This window comes from Bradyrhizobium brasilense (assembly GCF_029714345.1).
Lineage (GTDB): Bacteria > Pseudomonadota > Alphaproteobacteria > Rhizobiales > Xanthobacteraceae > Bradyrhizobium > Bradyrhizobium australafricanum.
Map to the genome: position 1 here is coordinate 4,646,918 of NZ_CP121669.1, position 22,164 is coordinate 4,669,081.

21 protein-coding genes are annotated in these 22,164 nt (G+C 65.0%); 14 read left to right on the forward strand and 7 right to left on the reverse strand.

What is annotated here, in order from left to right; genetic code table 11:
• Positions 1 to 57: 57 nt before the first annotated feature.
• The 8 genes from dusB (at position 58) to mgtE (ending at position 11,238) form a co-directional block, all read left to right on the forward strand.
• Positions 58 to 1,011: a tRNA dihydrouridine synthase DusB gene (gene dusB / locus QA635_RS21830; RefSeq protein ID WP_283061401.1), complete on the forward strand. Its 954-nt coding sequence runs from the start codon at positions 58 to 60 to the stop codon at positions 1,009 to 1,011.
• Positions 1,008 to 2,183, forward strand: coding sequence for a two-component system sensor histidine kinase NtrB (locus QA635_RS21835; protein ID WP_026192783.1), 1,176 nt, complete (start codon positions 1,008 to 1,010; stop codon positions 2,181 to 2,183). Before dusB ends, QA635_RS21835 begins: the two co-directional genes overlap by 4 nt.
• A gap of 9 nt (positions 2,184 to 2,192) precedes the next feature.
• Complete coding sequence (ntrC, locus tag QA635_RS21840) at positions 2,193 to 3,635, forward strand: nitrogen regulation protein NR(I) (RefSeq protein ID WP_024584178.1); 1,443 nt, start codon at positions 2,193 to 2,195, stop codon at positions 3,633 to 3,635.
• 188 nt (positions 3,636 to 3,823) lie between these two features.
• Entirely contained in the window at positions 3,824 to 6,307 is a 2,484-nt protein-coding gene (locus QA635_RS21845) for a sensor histidine kinase NtrY-like (RefSeq protein WP_283061402.1), read from the forward strand.
• A gap of 17 nt (positions 6,308 to 6,324) precedes the next feature.
• The gene (ntrX, locus tag QA635_RS21850) at positions 6,325 to 7,695 is read left to right on the forward strand and encodes a nitrogen assimilation response regulator NtrX (protein ID WP_028331957.1); all 1,371 of its coding nucleotides are present in this window, start codon (positions 6,325 to 6,327) and stop codon (positions 7,693 to 7,695) included.
• Positions 7,696 to 8,070: 375 nt separating this feature from the next.
• On the forward strand, positions 8,071 to 8,319 hold the full coding sequence (gene hfq, locus QA635_RS21855; protein WP_006020546.1) for an RNA chaperone Hfq: 249 nt from the start codon (positions 8,071 to 8,073) through the stop codon (positions 8,317 to 8,319).
• An 11-nt stretch (positions 8,320 to 8,330) separates the two neighbouring features.
• On the forward strand, positions 8,331 to 9,713 hold the full coding sequence (gene hflX, locus QA635_RS21860; RefSeq protein WP_283061403.1) for a GTPase HflX: 1,383 nt from the start codon (positions 8,331 to 8,333) through the stop codon (positions 9,711 to 9,713).
• Positions 9,714 to 9,867: 154 nt separating this feature from the next.
• Positions 9,868 to 11,238: a magnesium transporter gene (gene mgtE, locus QA635_RS21865; RefSeq protein WP_283061404.1), complete on the forward strand. Its 1,371-nt coding sequence runs from the start codon at positions 9,868 to 9,870 to the stop codon at positions 11,236 to 11,238.
• Between the two features lie 147 nt (positions 11,239 to 11,385).
• Here the strand turns inward: mgtE and mazG are convergent, their stop codons facing one another.
• Complete coding sequence (gene mazG / locus QA635_RS21870; protein WP_283061405.1) at positions 11,386 to 12,240, reverse strand: nucleoside triphosphate pyrophosphohydrolase; 855 nt, start codon at positions 12,238 to 12,240, stop codon at positions 11,386 to 11,388.
• 128 nt (positions 12,241 to 12,368) lie between these two features.
• On the opposite strand from mazG, the gene queC reads away from it, so the two are divergent.
• Complete coding sequence (gene queC, locus QA635_RS21875; RefSeq protein ID WP_283061406.1) at positions 12,369 to 13,088, forward strand: 7-cyano-7-deazaguanine synthase QueC; 720 nt, start codon at positions 12,369 to 12,371, stop codon at positions 13,086 to 13,088.
• Between the two features lie 447 nt (positions 13,089 to 13,535).
• On the opposite strand, the gene QA635_RS21880 is transcribed toward queC, so the two are convergent.
• The 3 genes from QA635_RS21880 to nthA are packed head-to-tail and all read right to left on the reverse strand — an operon-like array spanning position 13,536 to position 15,198.
• The gene (locus tag QA635_RS21880) at positions 13,536 to 13,913 is read right to left on the reverse strand and encodes a nitrile hydratase accessory protein (protein WP_283061407.1); all 378 of its coding nucleotides are present in this window, start codon (positions 13,911 to 13,913) and stop codon (positions 13,536 to 13,538) included.
• On the reverse strand, positions 13,913 to 14,572 hold the full coding sequence (nthB, locus tag QA635_RS21885) for a nitrile hydratase subunit beta (RefSeq protein WP_283061408.1): 660 nt from the start codon (positions 14,570 to 14,572) through the stop codon (positions 13,913 to 13,915). Before nthB ends, QA635_RS21880 begins: the two co-directional genes overlap by 1 nt.
• Positions 14,569 to 15,198, reverse strand: coding sequence for a nitrile hydratase subunit alpha (gene nthA / locus QA635_RS21890; RefSeq protein ID WP_283061409.1), 630 nt, complete (start codon positions 15,196 to 15,198; stop codon positions 14,569 to 14,571). Before nthA ends, nthB begins: the two co-directional genes overlap by 4 nt.
• 74 nt (positions 15,199 to 15,272) lie before the next feature.
• On the opposite strand from nthA, the gene QA635_RS21895 reads away from it, so the two are divergent.
• Complete coding sequence (locus tag QA635_RS21895) at positions 15,273 to 16,079, forward strand: enoyl-CoA hydratase/isomerase family protein (RefSeq protein WP_283061410.1); 807 nt, start codon at positions 15,273 to 15,275, stop codon at positions 16,077 to 16,079.
• 227 nt (positions 16,080 to 16,306) lie between these two features.
• Here the strand turns inward: QA635_RS21895 and QA635_RS21900 are convergent, their stop codons facing one another.
• Together QA635_RS21900 and QA635_RS21905 are read right to left on the reverse strand one after the other, a co-directional pair.
• Complete coding sequence (locus QA635_RS21900) at positions 16,307 to 17,491, reverse strand: acetate/propionate family kinase (protein WP_283061411.1); 1,185 nt, start codon at positions 17,489 to 17,491, stop codon at positions 16,307 to 16,309.
• Positions 17,492 to 17,494: 3 nt separating this feature from the next.
• A complete protein-coding gene (locus tag QA635_RS21905) occupies positions 17,495 to 19,906 on the reverse strand; it encodes a phosphoketolase family protein (RefSeq protein WP_283061412.1) in 2,412 nt (803 codons plus the stop codon).
• Between the two features lie 559 nt (positions 19,907 to 20,465).
• Between QA635_RS21905 and QA635_RS21910 the strand changes: the two genes are divergently transcribed.
• From QA635_RS21910 to QA635_RS21925, 4 genes are all read left to right on the forward strand, one after another.
• Complete coding sequence (locus QA635_RS21910; protein ID WP_283061413.1) at positions 20,466 to 20,918, forward strand: response regulator; 453 nt, start codon at positions 20,466 to 20,468, stop codon at positions 20,916 to 20,918.
• 376 nt (positions 20,919 to 21,294) lie between these two features.
• Positions 21,295 to 21,483, forward strand: coding sequence for a hypothetical protein (locus tag QA635_RS21915; protein ID WP_283061414.1), 189 nt, complete (start codon positions 21,295 to 21,297; stop codon positions 21,481 to 21,483).
• 37 nt (positions 21,484 to 21,520) lie between these two features.
• Positions 21,521 to 21,709 carry a hypothetical protein gene (locus QA635_RS21920; protein WP_283061415.1) on the forward strand — a complete coding sequence of 63 codons (189 nt, stop codon included), beginning with the start codon at positions 21,521 to 21,523 and terminating at the stop codon, positions 21,707 to 21,709.
• 12 nt (positions 21,710 to 21,721) lie between these two features.
• On the forward strand, positions 21,722 to 21,901 hold the full coding sequence (locus tag QA635_RS21925) for a hypothetical protein (protein ID WP_283061416.1): 180 nt from the start codon (positions 21,722 to 21,724) through the stop codon (positions 21,899 to 21,901).
• Positions 21,902 to 21,955: 54 nt separating this feature from the next.
• Here QA635_RS21925 and QA635_RS21930 read toward each other — a convergent pair whose 3' ends face one another.
• Positions 21,956 to 22,144 carry a hypothetical protein gene (locus QA635_RS21930; RefSeq protein ID WP_283061417.1) on the reverse strand — a complete coding sequence of 63 codons (189 nt, stop codon included), beginning with the start codon at positions 22,142 to 22,144 and terminating at the stop codon, positions 21,956 to 21,958.
• Positions 22,145 to 22,164 lie beyond the last annotated feature (20 nt).

Sequence of the window (22,164 nt, forward strand, 5' to 3'; positions counted from 1 at the left end):
CGTAACCCATTGAAGATCGGCGATATTGCTGTCGCCAACCGGGTTCTCCTCGCGCCCATGTCCGGCATTACCGATGCGCCCTTCCGGCGACTCGCTGCCGCTTTGGGCGCCGGCCTGGTGGTCTCCGAGATGACCGCCAGCAACGATCTGGTGAACGGCAAGCCGATGTCGAAGCTGCGTTGCGAGGCAGCCGGGGTCGGGCCGCATGTGGTCCAGCTGGCGGGCTGCGAGACCCACTGGATGGCGGAGGGCGCACGGATCGCCGAAGGCGCCGGCGCCGACGTCATCGACATCAACATGGGCTGTCCGGCCCGCCACGTGACCGGGGGCCAGTCGGGCTCGGCCCTGATGCGCGACCTCGACCATGCGATCACGCTGATCGAGGCGACGCTGTCGGCGGTCAAGGTGCCGGTGACGCTGAAGATGCGGCTCGGCTGGGATGACCGCTCGCTCAATGCGCCGGAACTGGCGCGCCGCGCCGAGGACGCCGGCGTGCAGATGATCACCGTGCATGGCCGGACCCGCTGCCAGTTCTACAAGGGCGACGCAAACTGGAACGCGGTGCGCGCCGTCAAGGACGCCGTCACCGTGCCGGTCGTGGTCAATGGCGACATCACCTCGTTCGACAAGGCTGTCAGCGCGCTCGAGATGTCGGGTGCCGACGCCGTCATGATCGGCCGCGGCGCGCAGGGGCAGCCCTGGCTGCCGGGACAGATCGGCCGCCGCCTCGAGACCGGGGTCGCCGAGGCCGCGCCGTCGCTCGCCGAGCAGCTCAAACACATTCGCGCGCTCTATGACGAGGTTTGCAGCCACTATGGCCTGCGCATCGGGCTCAAGCATGCACGCAAGCATCTCGGCTGGGCGCTGGAAGCTGCTGCAGCCTATAGCTGCGCGCCGGCCGCGACATTGAAGACCTGGCGGCAGACGATCCTGACCGCGGAAGAGCCGTCCAGCGTGCATCGCTCGCTCGCCGACGCCTACGACGATTTTGCCTGGAGTGCTGCCGCATGACGTCAGCCATGGAATTCCGCCGGCCGGTGCCGACTGACGGGGAGGCTATCCTCAATGCGCTGCCCAATCCGGTGCTGCTGGTCGCACCCGACGGGCGGATCGTCGACGCCAACATCGCAGCCGAATCCTTCTTCGAGATCTCGACCCAGTTCCTGCGCCGGCAGTCGCTGAAGGAGCTGGTGCCGTTCGGCAGCCCGCTGCTGGCGCTGATCGAGCAGGTGCGGACGAGCGGCTCGCCGGTCAACGAATACAAGGTCGATCTCGGCACGCCGCGGATCGGCGGCGATCGCCAGGTCGATCTGCACGTTGCGCCGCTGACCGAGCGGCCCGGGCATATCGTGGTGATGCTGCAGGAGCGCACCATCGCCGACAAAATGGATCGGCAGCTCACCCACCGCAGCGCGGCGCGCTCGGTGATCGCGCTGGCGGCGATGCTCGCCCACGAGATCAAGAACCCGCTGTCGGGCATCCGCGGCGCGGCGCAGCTTTTGGAGCAGCAGGCCTCCTCCGAGGACCGGCTCTTGACGCGGCTGATCTGCGACGAGGCGGACCGCATCGTGACGCTGGTCGACCGCATGGAAGTGTTCGGCGACGACCGCCCGGTGGCGCGCGGCCCGGTCAACATCCATTCCGTGCTCGATCATGTGAAGCGCCTGGCGCAGTCCGGTTTTGCCCGCAATGTCCGCTTCATCGAGGACTACGATCCGTCGCTGCCGCCGGTGCTGGCCAACCAGGACCAGCTGATCCAGGTGTTCCTCAACCTCGTGAAGAACGCGGCCGAAGCGGTGGCCGATCTCGGCACCGATGCCGAGATCCAGCTCACCACGGCGTTCCGGCCAGGCGTGCGGCTGTCGGTGCCCGGGAAGAAATCGCGGGTCTCGCTGCCGCTGGAATTCTGCGTCAAGGACAACGGCTCTGGCGTTCCGGAAGACCTGCTGCCGAACCTGTTCGATCCCTTCGTCACCACCAAGCAGACCGGCAGCGGGCTCGGCCTCGCGCTGGTCGCCAAGATCGTCGGCGATCACGGCGGCATCATCGAATGCGAGTCGCAGCCGCGCAAAACCACTTTCCGCGTGCTGATGCCGATGTACAGCGCCGCCAAGCAACTCGACCAAAGCAACCGCGATGACGTTCCGGGTACGTCATCGCCTGCCTCTCAGGATGCACGATGAGGAACACCAATGCCTGCAGGTAGCATACTTGTCGCTGACGACGACACCGCCATCCGGACCGTCCTGAACCAGGCGCTGTCGCGCGCCGGCTATGAGGTGCGCCTCACCGGCAACGCCGCAACGCTGTGGCGCTGGGTCAGCCAGGGCGAGGGCGATCTCGTCATCACCGACGTGGTGATGCCCGACGAGAACGCGTTCGATCTCCTGCCGCGGATCAAGAAGATGCGGCCGAATTTGCCGGTCATCGTGATGAGCGCGCAGAACACCTTCATGACCGCGATCCGCGCCTCCGAGCGCGGCGCCTACGAATATCTGCCGAAGCCGTTCGACCTGAAGGAGCTGATCACCATCGTCGGCCGCGCGCTGGCCGAGCCGAAGGAGCGGGTCGCCAGCCCCGCCGATGACGGTGAATTCGACTCGATCCCGCTGGTCGGCCGCTCGCCGGCGATGCAGGAAATCTACCGCGTGCTGGCGCGGCTGATGCAGACCGACCTCACCGTGATGATCTCGGGCGAATCAGGCACCGGCAAGGAGCTGGTCGCGCGTGCGCTGCACGACTACGGGCGGCGCCGCAACGGCCCGTTCGTCGCGGTCAACATGGCGGCGATCCCGCGCGACCTGATCGAATCGGAGCTGTTCGGCCATGAGCGCGGCGCCTTCACCGGCGCCAACACCCGCGCCTCCGGCCGCTTCGAGCAGGCCGAGGGCGGCACGCTGTTCCTCGACGAGATCGGCGACATGCCGATGGAGGCGCAGACCCGGCTGCTCCGCGTGCTGCAGCAGGGCGAATACACCACGGTCGGCGGCCGCACCCCGATCAAGACCGACGTCCGCATCGTTGCCGCCTCCAACAAGGACCTGCGCATCCTGATCCAGCAGGGGCTGTTCCGCGAAGACCTGTTCTTCCGCCTCAACGTGGTGCCGCTGCGGCTGCCGCCGCTGCGCGAGCGCATCGAGGATCTGCCCGACCTGATCAGGCACTTCTTCTCGCTCGCCGAGAAGGACGGCCTGCCGCCGAAGAAGCTCGACGCCCAGGCGCTGGAGCGGCTCAAGCAGCACCGCTGGCCGGGCAACGTTCGCGAGCTGGAAAACCTCGCCCGGCGGCTCGCCGCCCTCTATCCGCAGGACGTCATCACTTCTTCCGTCATCGACGGCGAACTGGCGCCGCCGGCGGTCACCTCGGGCAGCACGGCGACCGTCGGCGTCGACAATCTCGGCGGCGCGGTCGAGGCCTATCTGTCCTCGCACTTCTCCGGCTTCCCGAACGGCGTGCCGCCGCCGGGCCTCTACCACCGCATCCTCAAGGAGATCGAGATCCCGCTGTTGACCGCCGCGCTGGCGGCGACCCGCGGCAACCAGATCCGGGCCGCCGACCTGCTCGGGCTGAACCGCAATACGCTGCGCAAGAAGATTCGCGACCTCGATATCCAGGTCTACCGGAGCGGCGGGTAGGCTGCCGGGGCGGGGCGCAAGCCTCGCTTCAAGCCCGCTACCGTTATTGAGTAGTCACAAATGGTTTTGGGGACACGGCGCCGCAGCAGGGGTTTGCGCCGCGGAAATGTCGCAATTCGGCAACATTGTGATATGATTGCATCAGTTCGCAATTCCCGCGGGCGATCGCTCTCAGCTCAATTGCCGGTATGACCAGCGCAGAGACCACCGCTTCAACATTACGCGCCCCGTCGGCCGAGCCCAATGCAGAGGCGCGGGGCTTCCCGCTGCGGCGATGGCTGGCGCCATTTGCCGTGGCCATCGCGCTGCTGTCCGCCTTCCTGACCTTCGTGGTGCTGACCGGGCTGACCCCGATCGAGCCCACGTCCGAGGTGGTCCGCTCCTTCCTGATGATCAATGCCGGCACCATCCTGCTGCTGGTCGGCATCATCGTCCGGGAAGTCTGGCAGATGGTGCAGGCGAGGCGGCGCGGCCGGGCCGCGGCGCGGCTGCATGTCCAGATCGTCGGCCTGTTCTCGGTGATCGCGGTGCTGCCCGCCGTGCTGGTGTCGATCGTCGCCAACGTCACTATCGAGCGCGGCCTCGACCGGCTGTTCTCCGGCCCCACCAAGCAGGTGATCCAGAATTCGCTGACCATCGCCAGCGCCTACATGCAGGAGCACGCCCAGCTCATCAACGGCGACACGCTGGCGATGGCCAATGACCTCGCCCATGCCCGGCCGCTCTACGACCAGGATCGCATGACGTTCCTGCAGCTGATGACGGCCGGCGCCGAGTCGCGCAATCTTCCGGTCGCGGTGCTGATGGACAAGGACGGCAAGATCGTCGCCAGCGCCGAGACCGGCGTTCGCCTGAACTACGAGGCGCCGCCGCCCGACATCCTGAAGGACATCAACGAGATCGAGCCGAAGATCTCGGTCTTTCCGGAGAACTACGTCGCCTCCGTGGTCCGCCTGCGGGCCTATGACGACATGTTCCTGTATGTGGCGCGGCTGCTCGATCCGGCGGTGGTGGCCCAGCTCAAGCAGACCCAGACCAGCGCGGCCGAATATGCCCAGCTCGAGACCCGCAGGCTCGGCATCCAGGTCGCGTTCGCGCTGATGTTCGCGGTGATCGCGCTGACCATCCTGATGGCCTCGGTGCTGATCGGCCTGAACTTCGCCAACGGGCTGGTGTCGCCGATCCGCCAGCTGATGGGTGCGGCGAGCGAGGTCTCGACCGGCAATCTCAATGTCCAGGTGCCGGTCAACAAGTCGGAAAGCGACCTCGCGCTGCTCGGCGAAATCTTCAACAAGATGACCCAGGAGCTGCGCACCCAGCGCAACGAGCTGGTCGATGCCAGCGAAACCATCGACAGCCGCCGCCGCTTCATCGAAGCGGTGTTGTCGTCGGCCTCTGCCGGCATCATCGGGGTCGACGCCTCAGGCACCATCGGCGTTCTCAACCGCTCGGCGGAGAAGCTGATCGGGCACGCCGAGTCGGAGACGCTCGGCCATCCGCTCTCGGACGTGCTGCCCGAGCTCGACGAGATGATGAAGACCGCGCGCGAGGGAACGCAGCGCCTGGTGCAGGGACAGGTCACGATCCTGCGCGACGGCCATGAGCGCAATCTGTCGGTCCGCGTCTCGGCCGAGCAGACCAGCCAGTCGCGCGACAGCTACATCATCACACTCGACGACATCACCGAGCTGGTGTCGGCGCAGCGCACCTCGGCCTGGGGCGACGTCGCCCGCCGCATCGCCCACGAGATCAAGAACCCGCTGACCCCGATCCAGCTCTCCGCCGAGCGCATCCGCCGCAAGTTCGGCAAGACCATCACCGAGGAGAAGGACAAGTCGATCTTCGAGCAGTGCACCGACACCATCGTGCGCCAGGTCGACGACATCAGGCGGATGGTCGACGAGTTCTCGCGCTTTGCGCGGATGCCGAAGCCGGTGATGGAAGGTGAAGACGTCGCCGACGTGGTGCGCCAGGCGGTGTTCCTGATGAAGGTCGCCCATCCCGATCTCGACATCGAGGCCGACATCAAGCAGTCGCCGCTGCCAGCCCAGTTCGACCGCCGGCTGATCTCGCAGGCGCTGACCAACATCATCAAGAACGCCACCGAGGCGATCGAGCAGGTGCCGCGCGAGGAACTCGGCAAGGGCCGCATCGACGTCGTGGCGCAGCGCGAGAACGACGACATCCTGATCGACGTGGTCGACAACGGCATCGGCCTGCCCAAGGTCGCCCGCGCGCGCCTGCTCGAGCCCTATGTCACGACCCGGGCGAAGGGCACCGGCCTCGGCCTGGCGATCGTCGGCCGCGTTCTGGAGGACCATGGCGGCCGCATCGAGCTCAAGGATGCCTCCGATTTCCGCGACGGCCAGCGCGGCGCCTGGATGCGGCTGCGCTTTGCCGTCACGGGTCAGGCGGCCAAGCCGGAGAACAAGCCCGAAAGCAAGGACCAAAAACCGGACGTCAAACCGGACAAGACCGAACCGGACAGTGAAAAAAAACCGCCGGAGGAGCCGACCAACGGCCCGGCACAAGCGACCAACAATGAACCAAAAATCCAAGAACCGACCCAAGAACCAACCCAAGAACCTATCCGAGATCCCGCTGATCAGGGGCCAAACAATCAAGAGCCAAATGCGCAAAAGCCAAAATTCAAAGCCGCGACGAGCGACTGACAAGGCAGGTGTAACCCATGGCAAGTGACATTCTGATTGTCGACGACGAAGCTGACATTCGCGACCTCGTTGCGGGTATTCTGGACGATGAGGGCTTTTCCACGCGCACCGCGCGCGACAGCGACTCGGCGCTCGCCGAGATCGCCAACCGCCGGCCCAACCTGGTCTTCCTCGACATCTGGCTGCAGGGCTCCAAGCTCGACGGCCTGCAGTTGCTCGAGCAGATCAAGAAGGACAATGCCGATCTGCCCGTCGTGATGATCTCGGGCCACGGCAACATCGAGACCGCGGTCGCCGCGATCAAGCGCGGCGCCTACGACTTCATCGAGAAGCCGTTCAAGTCGGACCGGCTGATCCTGGTCGCGACCCGGGCGCTGGAGACCTCGCGGCTCAAGCGCGAGGTGAAGGAGCTCAAGCAGCTGGCTCCGGCGGCGAGCGTCCTGACCGGCCGCTCGGCTTGCATGAACCAGCTGCGCCAGACCATCGACCGCGCCGCCAAGGCCAACAGCCGCATCCTGATCGTCGGTCCCTCCGGCGCCGGCAAGGAGCTGGCCGCGCGCACGCTGCACCATGCCTCCGGGCGCGCGGAGGGGCCGTTCGTGGTGATCAATGCGGCCGCGATCACGCCGGAGCGCATGGAGATCGAGCTGTTCGGCATCGAGGGATCGAACGGCGAGCAGCAGCGCAAGGCCGGCGCGCTCGAGGAGGCGCACGGCGGCACGCTGTTCATCGACGAGATCGCGGACATGCCGCGCGAGACCCAGAACAAGATTCTGCGCGTGCTGGTCGATCAGACCTTCCAGCGCCAGGGCGGCACCGGCAAGGTTCATGTCGACGTCCGCATCATCTCCTCGACCGCGCGCAATCTCGAGGAGGAGATCGCCGCGGGCCGCTTCCGCGAGGACCTCTATCATCGCCTCTCGGTGGTGCCGATCCGCGTACCGCCGCTGTCGGAGCGCCGCGAGGACATCCCCGAGCTGATCGACTATTTCATGGACCAGATCTCGGCCGCCACCGGCCTGCCGAAGCGGCAGATCGGGCAGGACGCGATGGCGGTCCTGCAGTCGCACGTCTGGCCGGGTAACGTCCGCCAGCTCCGCAACAATGTCGAGCGCGTGATGATCCTGGCCGGCGGCGGGCCGGAGGCGATCATCACCGCCGACATGCTGCCGCAGGACGTCGGCTCGATGGTGCCGGCGATGCCGACCTCCAACAATGGCGAGCACATCATGGGTCTGCCGCTACGCGAGGCGCGCGAGGTGTTCGAGCGCGACTATCTGATCGCCCAGATCAGCCGCTTCTCCGGCAATATCTCGCGCACCGCGGAGTTCGTCGGCATGGAGCGCTCGGCGCTGCATCGCAAGCTGAAGGCGCTCGGGGTCGGCTGACCCCGGCGCGGCAGGCCGGCAGTCCGCTGGCGGCTCGGAGCGAAGCCCCGGCGGTCAGCCGCCGGGGAGCCCACAGGCGGCTCTCGGGGGTGGTTTGGATCGATCGGCGGGGCGAGGGCGGGGCCGGTGCAACCGGGGATTTATCCACTCTCCACGAGAATATTCGTCTCTTTCCCCGCACTTTCTTAGAATTGCCACCGTGTTCCTACCGACTGCACCGCGAACTGGCTTGCCTAAAAACCGCGCGTAGCCTCTAATCCTACCGCTATGCCTGCCGGAGGGGGATCTCGTGGCAGGTGGGCAGCCGGAGGAGGCTCCGTCAGAGAGCAACAACCGGTTCAATAAAAAGAAGCACAAGCTTGCGGGACAAAAACAATGGCGGCAGACCGCGCACAAAATCTACAAGACACCTTCCTTAATCACGTTCGTAAAACCAAGACGCCACTGACGATATTTCTGGTCAACGGAGTAAAGCTGCAGGGCATTGTCACATGGTTCGACAATTTCTGCTTGCTGCTGCGGCGCGATGGTCACTCGCAGCTGGTCTACAAGCACGCGATCTCGACCATCATGCCCGGAGCTCCGATTCAGTTGTTCGAAGGTGGTGAGGACGCACCGGCTTGAGAGTGAACTGATTGGAACCCTTCAATCGTGAAGGGGGCGCCGACCGTGCACGGTCGGCGGGGGACGGCAGCACCGGGCGGGTGATCGTCATCGGCCCGTACCTGCGCACGCGCCGTGGCGACGGCGATGCGCAAACGGATTCCTCTGTCCGCGATTATGAAGCGCGGATCGAGGAAGCCGCCGGCCTCGCTGCTGCGATCGACCTCACGGTGGTGGACTCCGTGATCGCGCCGATCAGCCAGATCCGGCCGGCGACCTATCTCGGCAAAGGCAAGGTCGAGGAGATCAACGGCCTCGTCGCCAGCAACCAGGTCGAGCTCGTGGTGATGGATTGCGCGCTGTCGCCAATCCAGCAGCGCAATCTCGAGAAGGCCTGGAGCACCAAGGTGCTCGACCGCACCGGCCTGATCCTGGAAATCTTCGGCCGCCGCGCCAAGACCAAGGAAGGCGCGCTGCAGGTCGAGCTCGCCCATCTCAACTACCAGCGCAGCCGTCTGGTGCGGTCCTGGACCCATCTCGAGCGCCAGCGCGGCGGGTTCGGCTTCATGGGTGGCCCCGGCGAAACTCAGATCGAGGCCGACCGCCGCCTGATCAGCGAGCGCATCACTAAGCTCGAAGGCGAGTTGAAGAAGGTGCAGGCGACGCGGCGGCTGCATCGCGCTGGCCGTCAGCGCGTGCCGTATCGCGTGGTGGCGCTGGTCGGCTACACCAATGCCGGCAAATCGACGCTGTTCAACCGCCTGACCCGCGCTGACGTGCAGGCCGCGGACATGCTGTTTGCGACGCTCGACCCGACCCTGCGCGCGCTCAACCTGCCGCATGGCGGCAAGGCGATGCTGTCGGACACGGTCGGCTTCATCTCCAATTTGCCGACCCAGCTGGTGGCCGCGTTCCGCGCCACGCTGGAAGAGGTGCTGGAAGCCGACATCATCCTGCATGTCCGCGACATCTCCCATGAGGACGCGGAGGCGCAGGAGCGCGACGTCGAGGCGGTGTTGCGCCAGCTCGGCATCGATCCCGATGCCGACGGTGGCCAGCGCATCATCGAGGTCTGGAACAAGATCGACCGCTTCGATCCCGAGGAGCGGGACAATTTGCGCAATATCGCCGCGCGCCGTCCGCCGGAGCGGCCATGCTTCCTGGTTTCGGCCGCGACAGGCGAGGGGATCGATGCGCTGCTCGCCGCGATCGAGGATCGCCTCGCGGCCAAGCGCTCGACGCTCAATCTTTCGATCGACGCCTCCGATGGCGCCGGCATCAGCTGGCTGCACCGCAATGCCGAGGTTCTGAACAAGGAGCTGCATGGCGAGCGCTTCGACATGACGGTGCGCGTCGACGAGACCAAGCGCGACATCGTGATGAGCCGGTTCGCCGCCGTCCCCTACGAGGCGTAAGCCCTCGAATACGGGCCCTGCAATCTTCCGAAATATGACGATGCCGTGACGTTGCAGGGCGCCGATGCGCCTGCGACGCAGCGTCGCACTTTCTGTTTGAAATCCGCGCCGCCTTGGTTCATTGCGCTGCAGAACGCAAAGCCGAGGCGGATCGATGCAGGACACCAGCGAAACCATCACGAAAGCGACGCTCGCCGGCCAGAGCGGTGATCTTGCCCAGGAGCGGGCGCCCGAAATCGTCGAGGCGCTCAATGCCCGGGAGCCCGCGGATGCCGCGAAGCTGCTGCGATCGCTGCCGGCCGAGAAGGCGATCGAGGTGCTTGACCTGCCTGGGCTCGACAACACCTGCGAGATCCTCGCCGAGCTGCCGAAAGATACCGCGGTCTCGCTGCTGTCGGGCGTCTCCGACGACCGTGCCGCCGATATCTTCAAGGAGCTGGTCGAGCCGCTGCGTACCACGCTGCTGAACGGGCTCAATCCGGAGACCCGCAATGTCATCTCGGGGCTATTGGCCTATCCCGAGCGCAGCGCCGGCAGCATCATGACGACCGAGTTCGTCAGCGTGCCCTCGAGCTGGACCATCGCCGAGGTCCTGCATCACATCCGGATGGTCGAGCGCACCCGCGAGACCGTCTACTCGATCTTCGTGATCGACCCCGTCAAGAAGACCCTGATCCAGGCCGTGCCGCTGCGCCGCCTGATCTCGGGCGATCCGCACGCCAATGTGCTGACCGCGGCGCCGGCGCGGAAGCCGCTGATGATCTCGCCGGAGGCCGACCGCATGGAGGCGGCGCGGCTGATCTCGCGCTACGACCTGCTCGCCGTCGCCGTCGTCGATGGCCCCGGCCATATCCTTGGCATCGTCACAGTCGACGACGTCATCGATGCCATCGTCGAGGAATCGACCGAGGACGCCCAGAAGTTCGGCGGCATGGAAGCGATCGACGAGCCGTATTTGCGGATCGGTTTCGGCGAGATGATCAAGAAGCGCGCCGGCTGGCTGTGCGCGCTGTTCCTGTCGGAAATGCTGACCGCGACCGCAATGCAGTCGTACCAGAGCGAGCTCGAGAGGGCGATCGTCCTGACGCTGTTCATCCCGTTGATCATGAGCTCGGGCGGCAATTCCGGCTCGCAGGCAACCTCGCTGCTGATCCGCTCGCTGGCGCTGCACGAGGTGCGGCTGCGCGACTGGTGGCGTGTCGCCGTGCGGGAATTGCCGACAGGCATCGTGCTCGGCGCCATTCTCGGCCTGATCGGCGTCGTCAGGATCACGCTCTGGCAGACGCTCGGCCTGTTCGACTACGGCCCGCATTGGGTGCTCGTCGCCGCGACCGTCGGCACCGCGCTGATCGGCATCGTCACCTTCGGATCGCTGTGCGGCTCGATGCTGCCCTTCATCCTCAAACGCATCGGCTTCGACCCGGCCAGCGCCTCCGCGCCATTCGTCGCGACACTGGTCGACGTCACCGGTCTCGTGATCTATTTCGGCGTTGCCGCGGTCATATTGCGTGGGACGCTGTTGTAGCAGACTGCGTGGGCAGAGCGCCGCGCTGCGTCCACAAACTCACCGTCGTCCCGGCGAAGGCCGGGACCCATAACCACAGGCCGTCGTGATTGAGCCGGTCGCAGTTCCACGTTTGCGTGCGACTGGCAGTCTCGATGAACCGTTAGATCACGCGGTATGGGTCCCTGCTTTCGCAGGGACAACAGCCAGGGTTGCGCTCTTCGCTTCATTCCACAACGCGTCCATCTCCTCCAGCGACGCACCATCGAGCGAACGCCCCTTCGCCGCCAGCGCCTTCTCGATATAGGCAAAGCGCCGCTCGAACTTGGCGTTGGTCGCGCGCAGCGCCGCTTCCGGATCGGCGTCGACGTGGCGGGCGAGGTTGACCAGCGCGAACATCAGGTCGCCGGTTTCCTCCGCGATCTCCGCCTTGTCGTTGCGGTCGAGCGCGGCCTCGATCTCGTCGGCCTCCTCGCGGATCTTGACGAGCACCGCGCGCGGGTCGTTCCAGTCGAAGCCGACGGTGGACGCCTTGCGCTGCAACTCCATCGCGCGCGTCAGGGCAGGCAGGCCCGCCTTCACGCTCGCCAGCAGCGATTTGTGCGCGGTCTCTTCGGGCGGCCGCCGCGCGGCGCGCTCGGCCTTCTCCTCGGCCTTGATCCGTTCCCAGGCGCTCTTGACGCCGGCCGGCTGGATACTGCCGTCCTTGTCGGCGAAGACGTGCGGGTGACGGCGGATCATCTTCCTGGTGATCGCCTCGACCACATCGCCGAACGCGAACGCGTTCTGCTCCTCGGCCATCCTGGCGTGATAGACCACCTGCAACAGCAGGTCGCCGAGCTCCTCGCGCAAATCGTCGAGATCGCCGCGCGTGATCGCATCCGCAACCTCATAGGCCTCCTCGATCGTGTAGGGCGCGATGGTCTCGAAATTCTGCACGAGGTCCCATGGGCAGCCGGTCACCGGCGTGCGCAGCGCAGCCATGATCTCGATCAGGCGGGAAATGTCGCGGGATGGGGTCATGGGGCACCGGCATCAAAGAGGTATTGGCTTTATGCCAAAACACCCCTCCCGATCCCAGTAAAACACGCCGGAATCGCGACGCTGTCCACGGATTGGCCACAGCGCCGTCAGGTGCTAAATCGCGTTCCATGACCGATCAGAACACTTCCGAGACCGCGCTGGTGCTGTTTTCCGGCGGTCAGGATTCCACCACCTGCCTTGCCTGGGCCTTGTCGCGCTTTGCCCGCGTCGAGATGCTCGGCTTCACCTACGGCCAACGCCACGCGATCGAGCTCGATTGCCGGGACCAGCTGCTGGCCGGGATCAGGCGGGTCCGGCCGGAATGGTCTGCGAAACTCGGCGACAGCCACACGCTTGATATTCCGACGCTGTCGGAGATTTCCGACACCGCGCTGACCCGCGACGTCGCGATCGAAATGGGCGCGGACGGCTTGCCGAACACCTTCGTGCCCGGCCGCAACCTCGTGTTCCTCACCTTCGCGGGGGCGCTGGCCTATCGGCGCGGCATCCGCCACATCATCGGCGGCATGTGCGAGACCGACTATTCCGGCTACCCGGATTGCCGCGACGAGACCATCAAGGCATTGCAGTCCGCGCTCAATCTCGGCATGGCCAGGGATTTCGAGCTGCACACGCCACTGATGTGGCTCGACAAGGCCGCGACCTGGCGGCTCGCGCACGAGCTCGGCGGAGCAGGGCTGGTCGACCTGATCCGCGAGCACTCGCACACCTGCTATCTCGGCGAGCGCGGCGCGCAGCACGATTGGGGCTATGGGTGCGGCGAATGCCCGGCCTGCAGCCTGCGGGCCAAGGGCTGGCGGGAGTACGTCGCGCAGGGTGGCCCGTAACCGTGGGCTGATGGCCCGGCAGGGGCGCGCGGCCAAAATATCGAAAACAACCCCATGCAAAGGAGTCGGCGGCTGCCGGCGTTCGACACCGCAACTTGACACGTCGGGCAACTCAGCGGTATTCTTCTCTTATCCAGAAATCTCGCAGGGCGACCCGACCGGGCGATCCGGTATGCTGCGGCTTCTCGGCTCCAGCACTCCCGTCTCTGGAATCCGTGCGCGCGGTTCTCTCCCCGTCGTCGTCCCGGCGAAGGCCGGGACCCATACGCCGCGGCAGGCGTTGTAGGTGGGACTCGTCGTTCCAGCATCGCGTAACAATTTGCATTTGGGGTTATGGGTCCCGGCCTTCGCCGGGACGACGATGAGGATGAGTTCGCGATTCAAGGCGACCCACCACGCGATGACATCACCCGCGCATGCGCATGTAGGTAATCATGGCATTCGAGGCTACGCGAAATCCCCGGCCGTCAGCACGATCGGCTGGCCGTGCGGGGTGCGGTCGGCGGCGTGGTCCCAGGCGTCGCGGTAGCGGTGCAGCGTCTCCGGTGTCGTGACGCCTTTGGCGGCCACGAGATGTTCGAGCGTCGCAAGCCAGTGCTGGTAATAGGTCTCGCCGGTGTCGGGATCGCCGGCGGCCTGCGCGCGCTTGATCTGGTCGGCGAGCGCAGCCGCCCATTCGGTCCAGGTGAACACGCCGCGGTCATGCAGCGTCAAGGCCATGGCGAACGCCTGCGCTTCCCAGGGGGCGCGGAATACCGGGCCGTCCTGGTCGCGGGGAATGCTGGACACGGCGCTGGTGGCGCGTGCGGCGGCACCTGCATCCATCACACGGCCTCCAGATACGGCTCGAACGCGTCGATCGAGATCTTGATGGTCGGATCGGAGTCCGGTCCCCACAGCTCGCGTCCGTCGAATACGACGGTGTACAGCCATTGCGGATGCTCGCCGGCGTCGTTGGCCACCGTATCGGGAAACACGTGACAGCCATGATCGCGCTCGACCACGCCGACGTGACCGCGCACGTAGCGCGGCAGCCGCGTGTGCGTGGCGGGATGGATATTCTTCGCACGCACCCGATCGCCGGCCTTGAATTTCGCAGGCCCCGGCGCGGCGCGGCCGAACTTGCCGCGCACCATGATGCGCTCGATGTCGGCCACCGAGAACTTGCCGTGCTTGAGCGATTTCGCCGGCGCGACCGAATGTCCGGCGGCGACGTCGTCCTTGGAGATATAGCCCTTGTCGAGCAGCAGGGCTTCCAGCCCGAGCAGCCACTTCCTGTAGTAGGAGCTCGACAGATAGACCTGCGGGGGCAGGGTCTCGCGATAGAAGCGCGACGCGTCGATGTTGAAGGCGCCGGCCGCGCCCATTGCGCGGACCATGGCGAGCACCCGGGATTCCCATTCCTCATGGAACATCGGCTCGTTCGGCTCGGGCTCGACCTTGCCGAACCCGTCCATGCCGCCCATGTCGTGGACGCCGTTCATGACGGCGCTCCCGGTTTTTTGGGAAAGCCGGTGCCGATCATGGAATCGCGCGTCACCAGCTCGGCGAGCTGGTCTTCGCTCCAGCCCTCGGTGCCTTCGGGCCGCATCGGCAGCACCAGGAAGCGCGTTTCCGCGGTCGAATCCCAGACCCGGATTTCCGTCTCCTTCGGCAGGCTGACGCCGAAATCGGCGAGCACGCCGCGCGGATCCTTGACCGCGCGCGAGCGATACGGCGAGGCCTTGTACCAGACCGGCGGCAGCCCGAGCATTTCCCAAGGATAACAGGAGCACAATGTGCAGACGACCATGTTGTGGCGGCCAGGCGTGTTCTCGATCGCGACCAGATGGTCGCCGACCCGGCTCACATGGCCGAGGGTGCCGACCGCTTTACTGGCGTCCTCGAGCAGCGCCTTCTTGAAGGGGGGATCGCTCCAGGCCTTGGCGACGACCCGGGCGCCGTTATGCGGGCCGATCTTGGTCTCATAGGCCTGCACGATGGCGTCGAGCGCGGCAGCCTCGACATAGCCCTTCTCGGTCAGGATCGATTCCAGCGCGCGGACGCGTAGTTCGGTCTCCGACAGTTCGGAATGGTCGTGATCGTGGTGGTGATGATCATGTTCGCTCATGCCCACAGAATAGGCGAAACCGTCGTGCTATGTCGAGGCAGGCAGTACACAAGAATGCGAGCGGGGAGGTATGCGTGGTTGACTATGTGACGATCGAGAAAGGCCTCGGGCCGGAGGGCCGCATCGCCGTGGTGCGGTTCGACCGCGGCGACGGTATCAACGCGCTGTCGCCGGAGGCGCTGCGGCAGCTGACTGACGCGGCGCGCAGTTTCGAGGACGATGGCGAGACCTCGGTAGTGGTGCTGACCGGCGGCGCCAAATCGTTCAGCGCCGGCTTCGACCTCAAGGATGCCGAAGGACGTTCGCGCCAGACCATGGATATGGGCACGCTGCGCCGGCACCTGAAGCTCGGGCCGCGGCTGACGCGCGCCTGGCAGGACATGGAGCAGGTCACGATCGGCGCGATCGAGGGCTTTTGCGTCGGCGGCGGCGTGGCACTCGCGGTCGCGCTGGATTTCCGCGTCATGGCGCGCGACGCGCATATGCGGGTGCCGGAAATCGCGCTCGGCATGAACATGAGCTGGCAGAGCGTGCCGCGCATGCTGCATCTGATGGGACCGGCGCGCACCAAGCAGGCGGTGATCCTGGCCGACGACCGGATCTCGGCCGAGGAGGCCTACGAGTGGGGCCTGGTGGAGCAGCTGACCGATCCTGGAAAGTCATATGACGTCGCGATGGCGCTCGCGGCCAAGGTCGCCGCCCAGCCGCCGATCTCGGTCGCGATGACCAAGCTGACGGTCAACCGGCTCGCGCATGCGCTCGACGATCTTGCCAGCCATATGGACCTCGACCAGTTCGCGCTGGCGAGCCTGACCGAGGATCACAAGGAAGGCGTCGCGGCCTTCCTCGGACGGCGGAAGCCGCGCTTCAAGGGGCGCTGATGCGTGTCGTTCAAGAGCCTTTCCAGGCTTCGGAATGGCGAAGGCCCTGACGCCGGGCCGGTGCGTCAGGGCCTTTGCGGTGCGGAGACGACCCCAGCACCTTTGCGGGCCCTGGGGCCGACGCTGGGGTCATCCGCCTGCACCGTTGTCGAGACCGAGCAGGCAGCGCGCACCATGCGCCCATCACCGGCATCCGCATTTGCCTATGTGAATCGCGCCTCTCGATCCTAGGTTCCCGAGATCAAGGCTGCGCAGTGGCGAGCGATCGTTGCTTCCTCGTTTGTCGCCATGACGAGCACGTCCACCGAACTGTCCTCGCCAGCAATGTGCAGCTGTGCCGCGGCGTTGGCGGATGGATCGAGCTGGACACCCAGCCATCGCAGTCGTTCGCAGACCTGGCTGCGAACTTCGCCCGCGTGCTCGCCGATACCGCCGGTGAACACCAGGCATTCCAATCCACCCAGCGTGCCAGCCATCGCGGCGACCTGTTGCGCGATGCGGAACGTGAAGAGATCAACCGCTTCCTTCGCGGCGGGCTCCTGGCTTGCGAGCAGAACACGCATGTCGGAGGAGATGCCCGAAACGCCGAGCAGCCCCGATTGGTGATAAAGCAGCTGCTCAAGGTCGCCGACCGACATGCCGTTCTGCTGCTGGAGGTAAAGCAGAACGCCCGGATCGATCGTGCCGCAACGGGTCCCCATGACCAGGCCGTCGAGAGGCGTCAGACCCATCGTGGTGTCGATGCTCCGGCCGTTGCGCATGGCGCACAGGCTCGCGCCATTGCCGAGATGCGCCACCACGGTGCGCTTCGAGGAAAACTCCGGCGAGATGTCGGCGAGGCGCCCTGCGACATATTCAAAGGAGAGGCCGTGAAAGCCGTAGCGCCGAATGCCGGCGCGTTCGAGATGTCTCGGGATCGCAAGCCGATTGACGGGCGGCGCGAGGCCATGATGGAACGACGTGTCGAAGCATGCGACCTGCATCAGTTCCGGCCGGATCGCGCTGATTGCCCGGATTGGCGTCAGGCAGCGAGGCTGATGCAGCGGCGCCAGCGGGGTGAGGGCGTCGAGGACGGCAAGCACCGTCCGATTGACTTCGACCGGTCGCGGAAATTCGCGGCCGCCGTGTACGACGCGATGCCCGACGGCACGCAGCCGCCCGCCAAGATGATGTTCGATCCGTGCCAGGACATCGGCGAACAGCCGATCGGGCGACGCATCTGGTTCGGCTTGCTCCAACGCGAACGACGCGCGGCCGGCCGGATCGGTGAAGACCAAGCGCGACGCGCCCTCGTGCTCGTCGATCTGTGCCTTGCAGATCAGCGCGGGATCGGCATGCGACGCATCGAAAACGCCGAACTTGATGCTCGACGAGCCGGAGTTGACGACCAGAACCGCATCGGACGTCGGCATGGCTCAACCGCCGGATTTGGCAGGTGTGGCGCCGCCGGTGCCGTTCGGCCAGACCCAGTCTCGAACCTCCGGCATGTCCTCGCCATGTTCGCGCACATATCGCGCATGCGCGATCAGGGCATCCCGGTATCCTTGCTTGATCTGTGCGGCCTTGGCGGCGAGCCCCGGCACGCGCTCGATCACCTCGATTGCGAGATGATAGCGGTCGAGCCCATTGAGAACGACCATGTCGAAAGGTGTGGTCGTCGTGCCTTCCTCTACAAAGCCGCGCACATGCATGTTGTGGTGATTGGCCCGGCCATAGGTGAGCCGATGGATGAGATACGGGTAGCCGTGGTAGGCGAAGATGACGGGGCGATCGCGCGTGAACAGGCTGTCGAAGTCGCGGTCGCTGAGGCCATGAGGGTGCTGTTGCCTCGGCTGCAGCGTCATCAGGTCGACGACGTTGACCACGCGGATCTTGAGGTCGGGGAGGGCCTTGTGCAGCAGATCAACGGCGGCGAGCGTCTCCAGCGTTGGGACGTCACCCGCGCAAGCCATCACGACATCGGGCTCGCTTGTGGCATCCTCGGTTCCGGCCCACGTCCAGATGCCGATGCCGGCATCGCAATGGGTGGCGGCGTCCTGCATCGAAAGCCATTGCGCGGACGGTTGTTTGCCGGCGACGATGACATTGATCCGATCGTAGGTCCGCAGGCAGTGATCGGCGACCCACAGCAGCGTGTTGGCGTCGGGCGGGAAATAGACACGGACGATGTCGGCTTTCTTGTTGGTGACCAGATCGACAAAGCCGGGATCCTGGTGGCTGAAACCGTTGTGATCCTGGCGCCAGACATGCGACGTCAGCAGATAATTGAGCGAGGCGATCGGACGCCGCCACGACAATTGGCGCGAGACCTTCAGCCATTTTGCGTGCTGGTTGAACATTGAATCCACGATGTGGATGAACGCTTCATAGCAGGAGAACAAGCCGTGGCGTCCGGTCAATAGATAGCCCTCCAGCCAGCCCTGGCAGAGGTGCTCGCTGAGGACTTCCATGACGCGGCCGTCTTGAGCGAGATGGACATCATACGGCTCGGTCGGCTCCATCCAGACCCGGTCTGTGGCATCGAATACGGCATCCAGCCGGTTCGAGGCGGTTTCGTCGGGGCCCATGATGCGGAAATTGCCGGCATCGGCATTCAGCTTGAGGACATCGCGCAGATATTTTCCAAGCTCGTGGGTCGCTGCGGCGATCGCCTGACCTGGCTGCTTTACCTCGACGGCAAATGCGCGGTAGTCCGGCAGCCGGAGCTCGCGTTTCAGAAGGCCGCCGTTGGCGTGCGGATTGGCGCCCATCCGGCGGTTCGCGGTCAGGGCCAGGGCCTGGAGCTCCGGGATCAGCGCACCATCCTTGTCGAACAGATCCTCGGGATGGTAGCTGCGCATCCAGTCTTCAAGCAGCTTCAGATGCGCTGGGTTGTCGCGGACTTGCGCGATCGGCACCTGGTGCGCGCGCCAAAAGCCCTCGACTTTGAGCCCGTCGACCTCCTTCGGACCGGTCCAACCCTTTGGACTGCGCAGCACGATCATCGGCCAGCGCGGCCGCTCCGATCGTTTGCCGCCGCGCGCCTCGGTTTGGATCTTGTGAATGGCTGCAAGCGCCTCATCCAGGGCAGCGGCCATGGCGCGATGCATCGGCATCGGATCGTCGCCCTCGACGAAAAGCGGCTCATGTCCGTAGCCGCGAAACAGGTTGCGGATTTCCTCGTCGCCCATCCGCCCGAGCACCGTCGGATTGGCGATCTTGTAGCCGTTGAGATGCAGGATCGGGAGTACCGCGCCGTCGCGCGCGGGATTCAAGAACTTGTTCGAGTGCCACGATGCAGCCAGCGGACCGGTTTCCGCCTCGCCATCGCCGACGACGCAGGCCACGATCAGATCCGGATTGTCGAACGCCGCGCCATAGGCGTGGACCAGCGAATAGCCGAGTTCGCCACCCTCATGAATGGAGCCGGGCGTTTCCGGTGCCGCGTGGCTTGGAATGCCGCCGGGGAAGGAAAACTGCCGGAACAGTTTGCGCAGACCGTCGGTGTCTCGGCCGACATCGGGATAGATCTCGCTATAGGTGCCTTCGAGATAAGTGTTCGCCACCATGCCCGGACCGCCGTGCCCGGGACCGCAAATGTAGATGACGTTCAGATCGCGCGCGCGAATGACACGGTTGAGATGGGCATAGACGAAATTCAGGCCCGGCGTGGTGCCCCAATGGCCGAGCAGGCGGGGCTTGATGTGTTCCTTGCGCAGCGGCTCGCTGAGCAGCGGATTGTCGAGAAGATAGATCTGGCCGACCGAAAGGTAATTGGCGGCGCGCCAGTAGCGGTCGAGCAGGTCGAGATTGCCGGCGGTCGTTCTTTGTTCGATCGTTGCTTTCATGGAGCCAACTCCTCCCCAAAACTATGACAACAGCTACAGGTTGATCCGTCCGGTGATGATCGTGCTCGACTGATGGCGAGGCCGGGCGGGACGTCGGGCCGCGATAGCGGCGGCGGTTCTGGGCTGCGGTTCTTGGCTGATGCATTGCGTTCGTTGGCTCCAACCGCAGGCGCCGATCCTCGTTCCCTCGTTTGCCGTCCTGGAGCGGCGCACCCGCACAGCCTAGCGGTGAGGGCGACTGGTGTGTTCTTCGACATCGGCAAGCAAGGCATCTCCGGGCGGGATCACCGATCACTCATATGTAAATGCCGGAACCGGGCAGAGAGATGACAAGCGGCAGCGACTGATGTTTCGACCGCGATTCGATATCCGCCATAGTCAGCCGAAGGTGCAGTTGATGAATCTCATCGACCGCTACTTTTTCGCCGCAACGATTACAGTGACAATTGTGCTCTGGCTGTACCTTGGGTTGCTGGTGGCCGGTAGCTGACGGCGCGTGCCTGGAAAACGGGACCAACCCCACCTTGGCATCGAAATTCCCCGCTGGTTGAAATAGGTCATGGCCGCTGTCCTGAAGGTGGGCGGAACGACGCGCCTTGGGAAACCCAACCGGCGGAACAACGTTAACACCTCGATCATCCGCGCAACTGGCAGAGGTGCTGCTATGCGTACGATCTTGATCGTGGAAGACGAATATTTCATTGCCGATGACTGTGCCACGCTGGCACGACAGGCCGGCTATCACGTCGTCGGCCCGTTTGCTTCGATCGATGAAGCCCGCCCGCATGCTTCCGCGGCCTCTGGCGCGCTGATCGACGTCAACGTCAATGGAACCTCGTCCTACAAGTTGATCGATGCCCTGCTTGAGATGGGAACACCGGTCACCCTGTACACCGGCTACGACGCCAGCACGCTGCCCGACAAGTATGCGCATCTCCCCGTGGTGACCAAGCCGCGCGGGTGTGCGGAAGCTCTCGGGATACTGTGCAAGCAGATGAGCTTCGCTGAATAGCTGGCGAGCTGAACGCAGATCAGTGAGCGCGCCGCGATGCGCAGCGGTGGTTATGGATCCTGGCCTCCGCGAGCGCTCGCTGCTCTTTCCACACGTCGTCCCTGCGAAACCAGGGACCCATAACCACAGGGCTGCGTTGTTGAAACAGGCTGTGGCTCCAGCGAAGCAAGCCAACTGACGTCGGCGGCAATGGGTCCTTGCTTTCGCAGAGACGACACCGCATGTATTGCGCTGTGGTTCCCTGCACGGCACCTTGTTGGCAACTTTCCTGGCCGAGGTTTATTGTCTTGTCATCACCGGCCGAGGCTCTGCCCGTAGGCGTCGGTGGCTGAGAGACCGATCTGTGCTCCCGCCTGCATAACCGGGGAGCGCGCCTATGCCCAACGAGCGGCGCATCTATCGCCTTGCCAATTTCCATGATCTCGACGACGCCGAGCGGACCATCCGGGTCGTCGGCCACGCACGCAAACTCCTCGCCGAAAGCCCCGCCAGCACGTTTCTGGGCCGCAAAACGCAGGAACCCTTTCCGCAAGAGGAAAGTCAGTACGGGAACCTGAAATCCTGACTTGCGTTGAGCTTTCGCAGCTTGCGGAGGCGGAACCATGCGGGATGGCGATTACGGGGACCAGTTCGCCAACTATCAGGCCATGAAACGGCGCATGGATGCAGGCCACGCACGCACGCTCGAACAATTTTCGAAGTCTCATGAACTGATCCGTTGGTCGTACCGCCTGCTGGGCAAGCCTGCCCCAGACTTATCCCATGACAGGGCGGACGCGGCGATCGAGTGACATGTTTCGTCGATGATCGACCCCCTGTTCGCTCGCGCTCAGCTTGCCATCGAAGAAAGTCACACTTTGCGCGCACAAAAGAAGTCGCTCGCCGATCAGCGAGACGATCAGCTCGCGGAGCTGCGGCAATCGGTGCGTAACTCCGCGAGCGCGCGGATGGAGATCAAGGCTCACCGCGACAACAGCAAGTAGGCTTTCGCTGGTGGGGGCGGGCATGGGCAATGTCTCGATCGGCCGGTCGGCCGACTAGCGGGCTTTGATGAAGCGTTCGAGATGCATAGAGAGTTCGTAGCTCAGCGCCAATCGTCGCCAGGATCGCGCCAGCAATTCGTAATCCTTGCGCGTCGTTTCGACGCTGGATGTCGAGGCCATGCGGTCGGCTTCGTCGGCCAGTTGCCGGCATTCCGCGATCCGATCCGTTGAATCGTGCGGCATCGCTGTGCTTCCTGAGGACG

Excerpts from the sequence above, each read along its gene's own strand:
- dusB (WP_283061401.1), top strand. The coding sequence starts at position 58 with ATGTCCGGCATTACCGATGCGCCCTTCCGGCGACTCGCTGCCGCTTTG.
- QA635_RS21835 (WP_026192783.1), top strand. The coding sequence starts at position 1,008 with ATGACGTCAGCCATGGAATTCCGCCGGCCGGTGCCGACTGACGGGGAG.
- ntrC (WP_024584178.1), top strand. The coding sequence starts at position 2,193 with ATGCCTGCAGGTAGCATACTTGTCGCTGACGACGACACCGCCATCCGG.
- QA635_RS21845 (WP_283061402.1), top strand. The coding sequence starts at position 3,824 with ATGACCAGCGCAGAGACCACCGCTTCAACATTACGCGCCCCGTCGGCC.
- ntrX (WP_028331957.1), top strand. The coding sequence starts at position 6,325 with ATGGCAAGTGACATTCTGATTGTCGACGACGAAGCTGACATTCGCGAC.
- hfq (WP_006020546.1), top strand. The coding sequence starts at position 8,071 with ATGGCGGCAGACCGCGCACAAAATCTACAAGACACCTTCCTTAATCAC.
- mgtE (WP_283061404.1), top strand. The coding sequence starts at position 9,868 with ATGCAGGACACCAGCGAAACCATCACGAAAGCGACGCTCGCCGGCCAG.
- mazG (WP_283061405.1), bottom strand. The coding sequence starts at position 12,240 with ATGACCCCATCCCGCGACATTTCCCGCCTGATCGAGATCATGGCTGCG.
- queC (WP_283061406.1), top strand. The coding sequence starts at position 12,369 with ATGACCGATCAGAACACTTCCGAGACCGCGCTGGTGCTGTTTTCCGGC.
- QA635_RS21880 (WP_283061407.1), bottom strand. The coding sequence starts at position 13,913 with ATGGATGCAGGTGCCGCCGCACGCGCCACCAGCGCCGTGTCCAGCATT.
- nthB (WP_283061408.1), bottom strand. The coding sequence starts at position 14,572 with ATGAACGGCGTCCACGACATGGGCGGCATGGACGGGTTCGGCAAGGTC.
- nthA (WP_283061409.1), bottom strand. The coding sequence starts at position 15,198 with ATGAGCGAACATGATCATCACCACCACGATCACGACCATTCCGAACTG.
- QA635_RS21900 (WP_283061411.1), bottom strand. The coding sequence starts at position 17,491 with ATGCCGACGTCCGATGCGGTTCTGGTCGTCAACTCCGGCTCGTCGAGC.
- QA635_RS21905 (WP_283061412.1), bottom strand. The coding sequence starts at position 19,906 with ATGAAAGCAACGATCGAACAAAGAACGACCGCCGGCAATCTCGACCTG.
- QA635_RS21910 (WP_283061413.1), top strand. The coding sequence starts at position 20,466 with ATGGCCGCTGTCCTGAAGGTGGGCGGAACGACGCGCCTTGGGAAACCC.
- QA635_RS21915 (WP_283061414.1), top strand. The coding sequence starts at position 21,295 with ATGCCCAACGAGCGGCGCATCTATCGCCTTGCCAATTTCCATGATCTC.
- QA635_RS21920 (WP_283061415.1), top strand. The coding sequence starts at position 21,521 with ATGCGGGATGGCGATTACGGGGACCAGTTCGCCAACTATCAGGCCATG.
- QA635_RS21925 (WP_283061416.1), top strand. The coding sequence starts at position 21,722 with ATGATCGACCCCCTGTTCGCTCGCGCTCAGCTTGCCATCGAAGAAAGT.
- QA635_RS21930 (WP_283061417.1), bottom strand. The coding sequence starts at position 22,144 with ATGCCGCACGATTCAACGGATCGGATCGCGGAATGCCGGCAACTGGCC.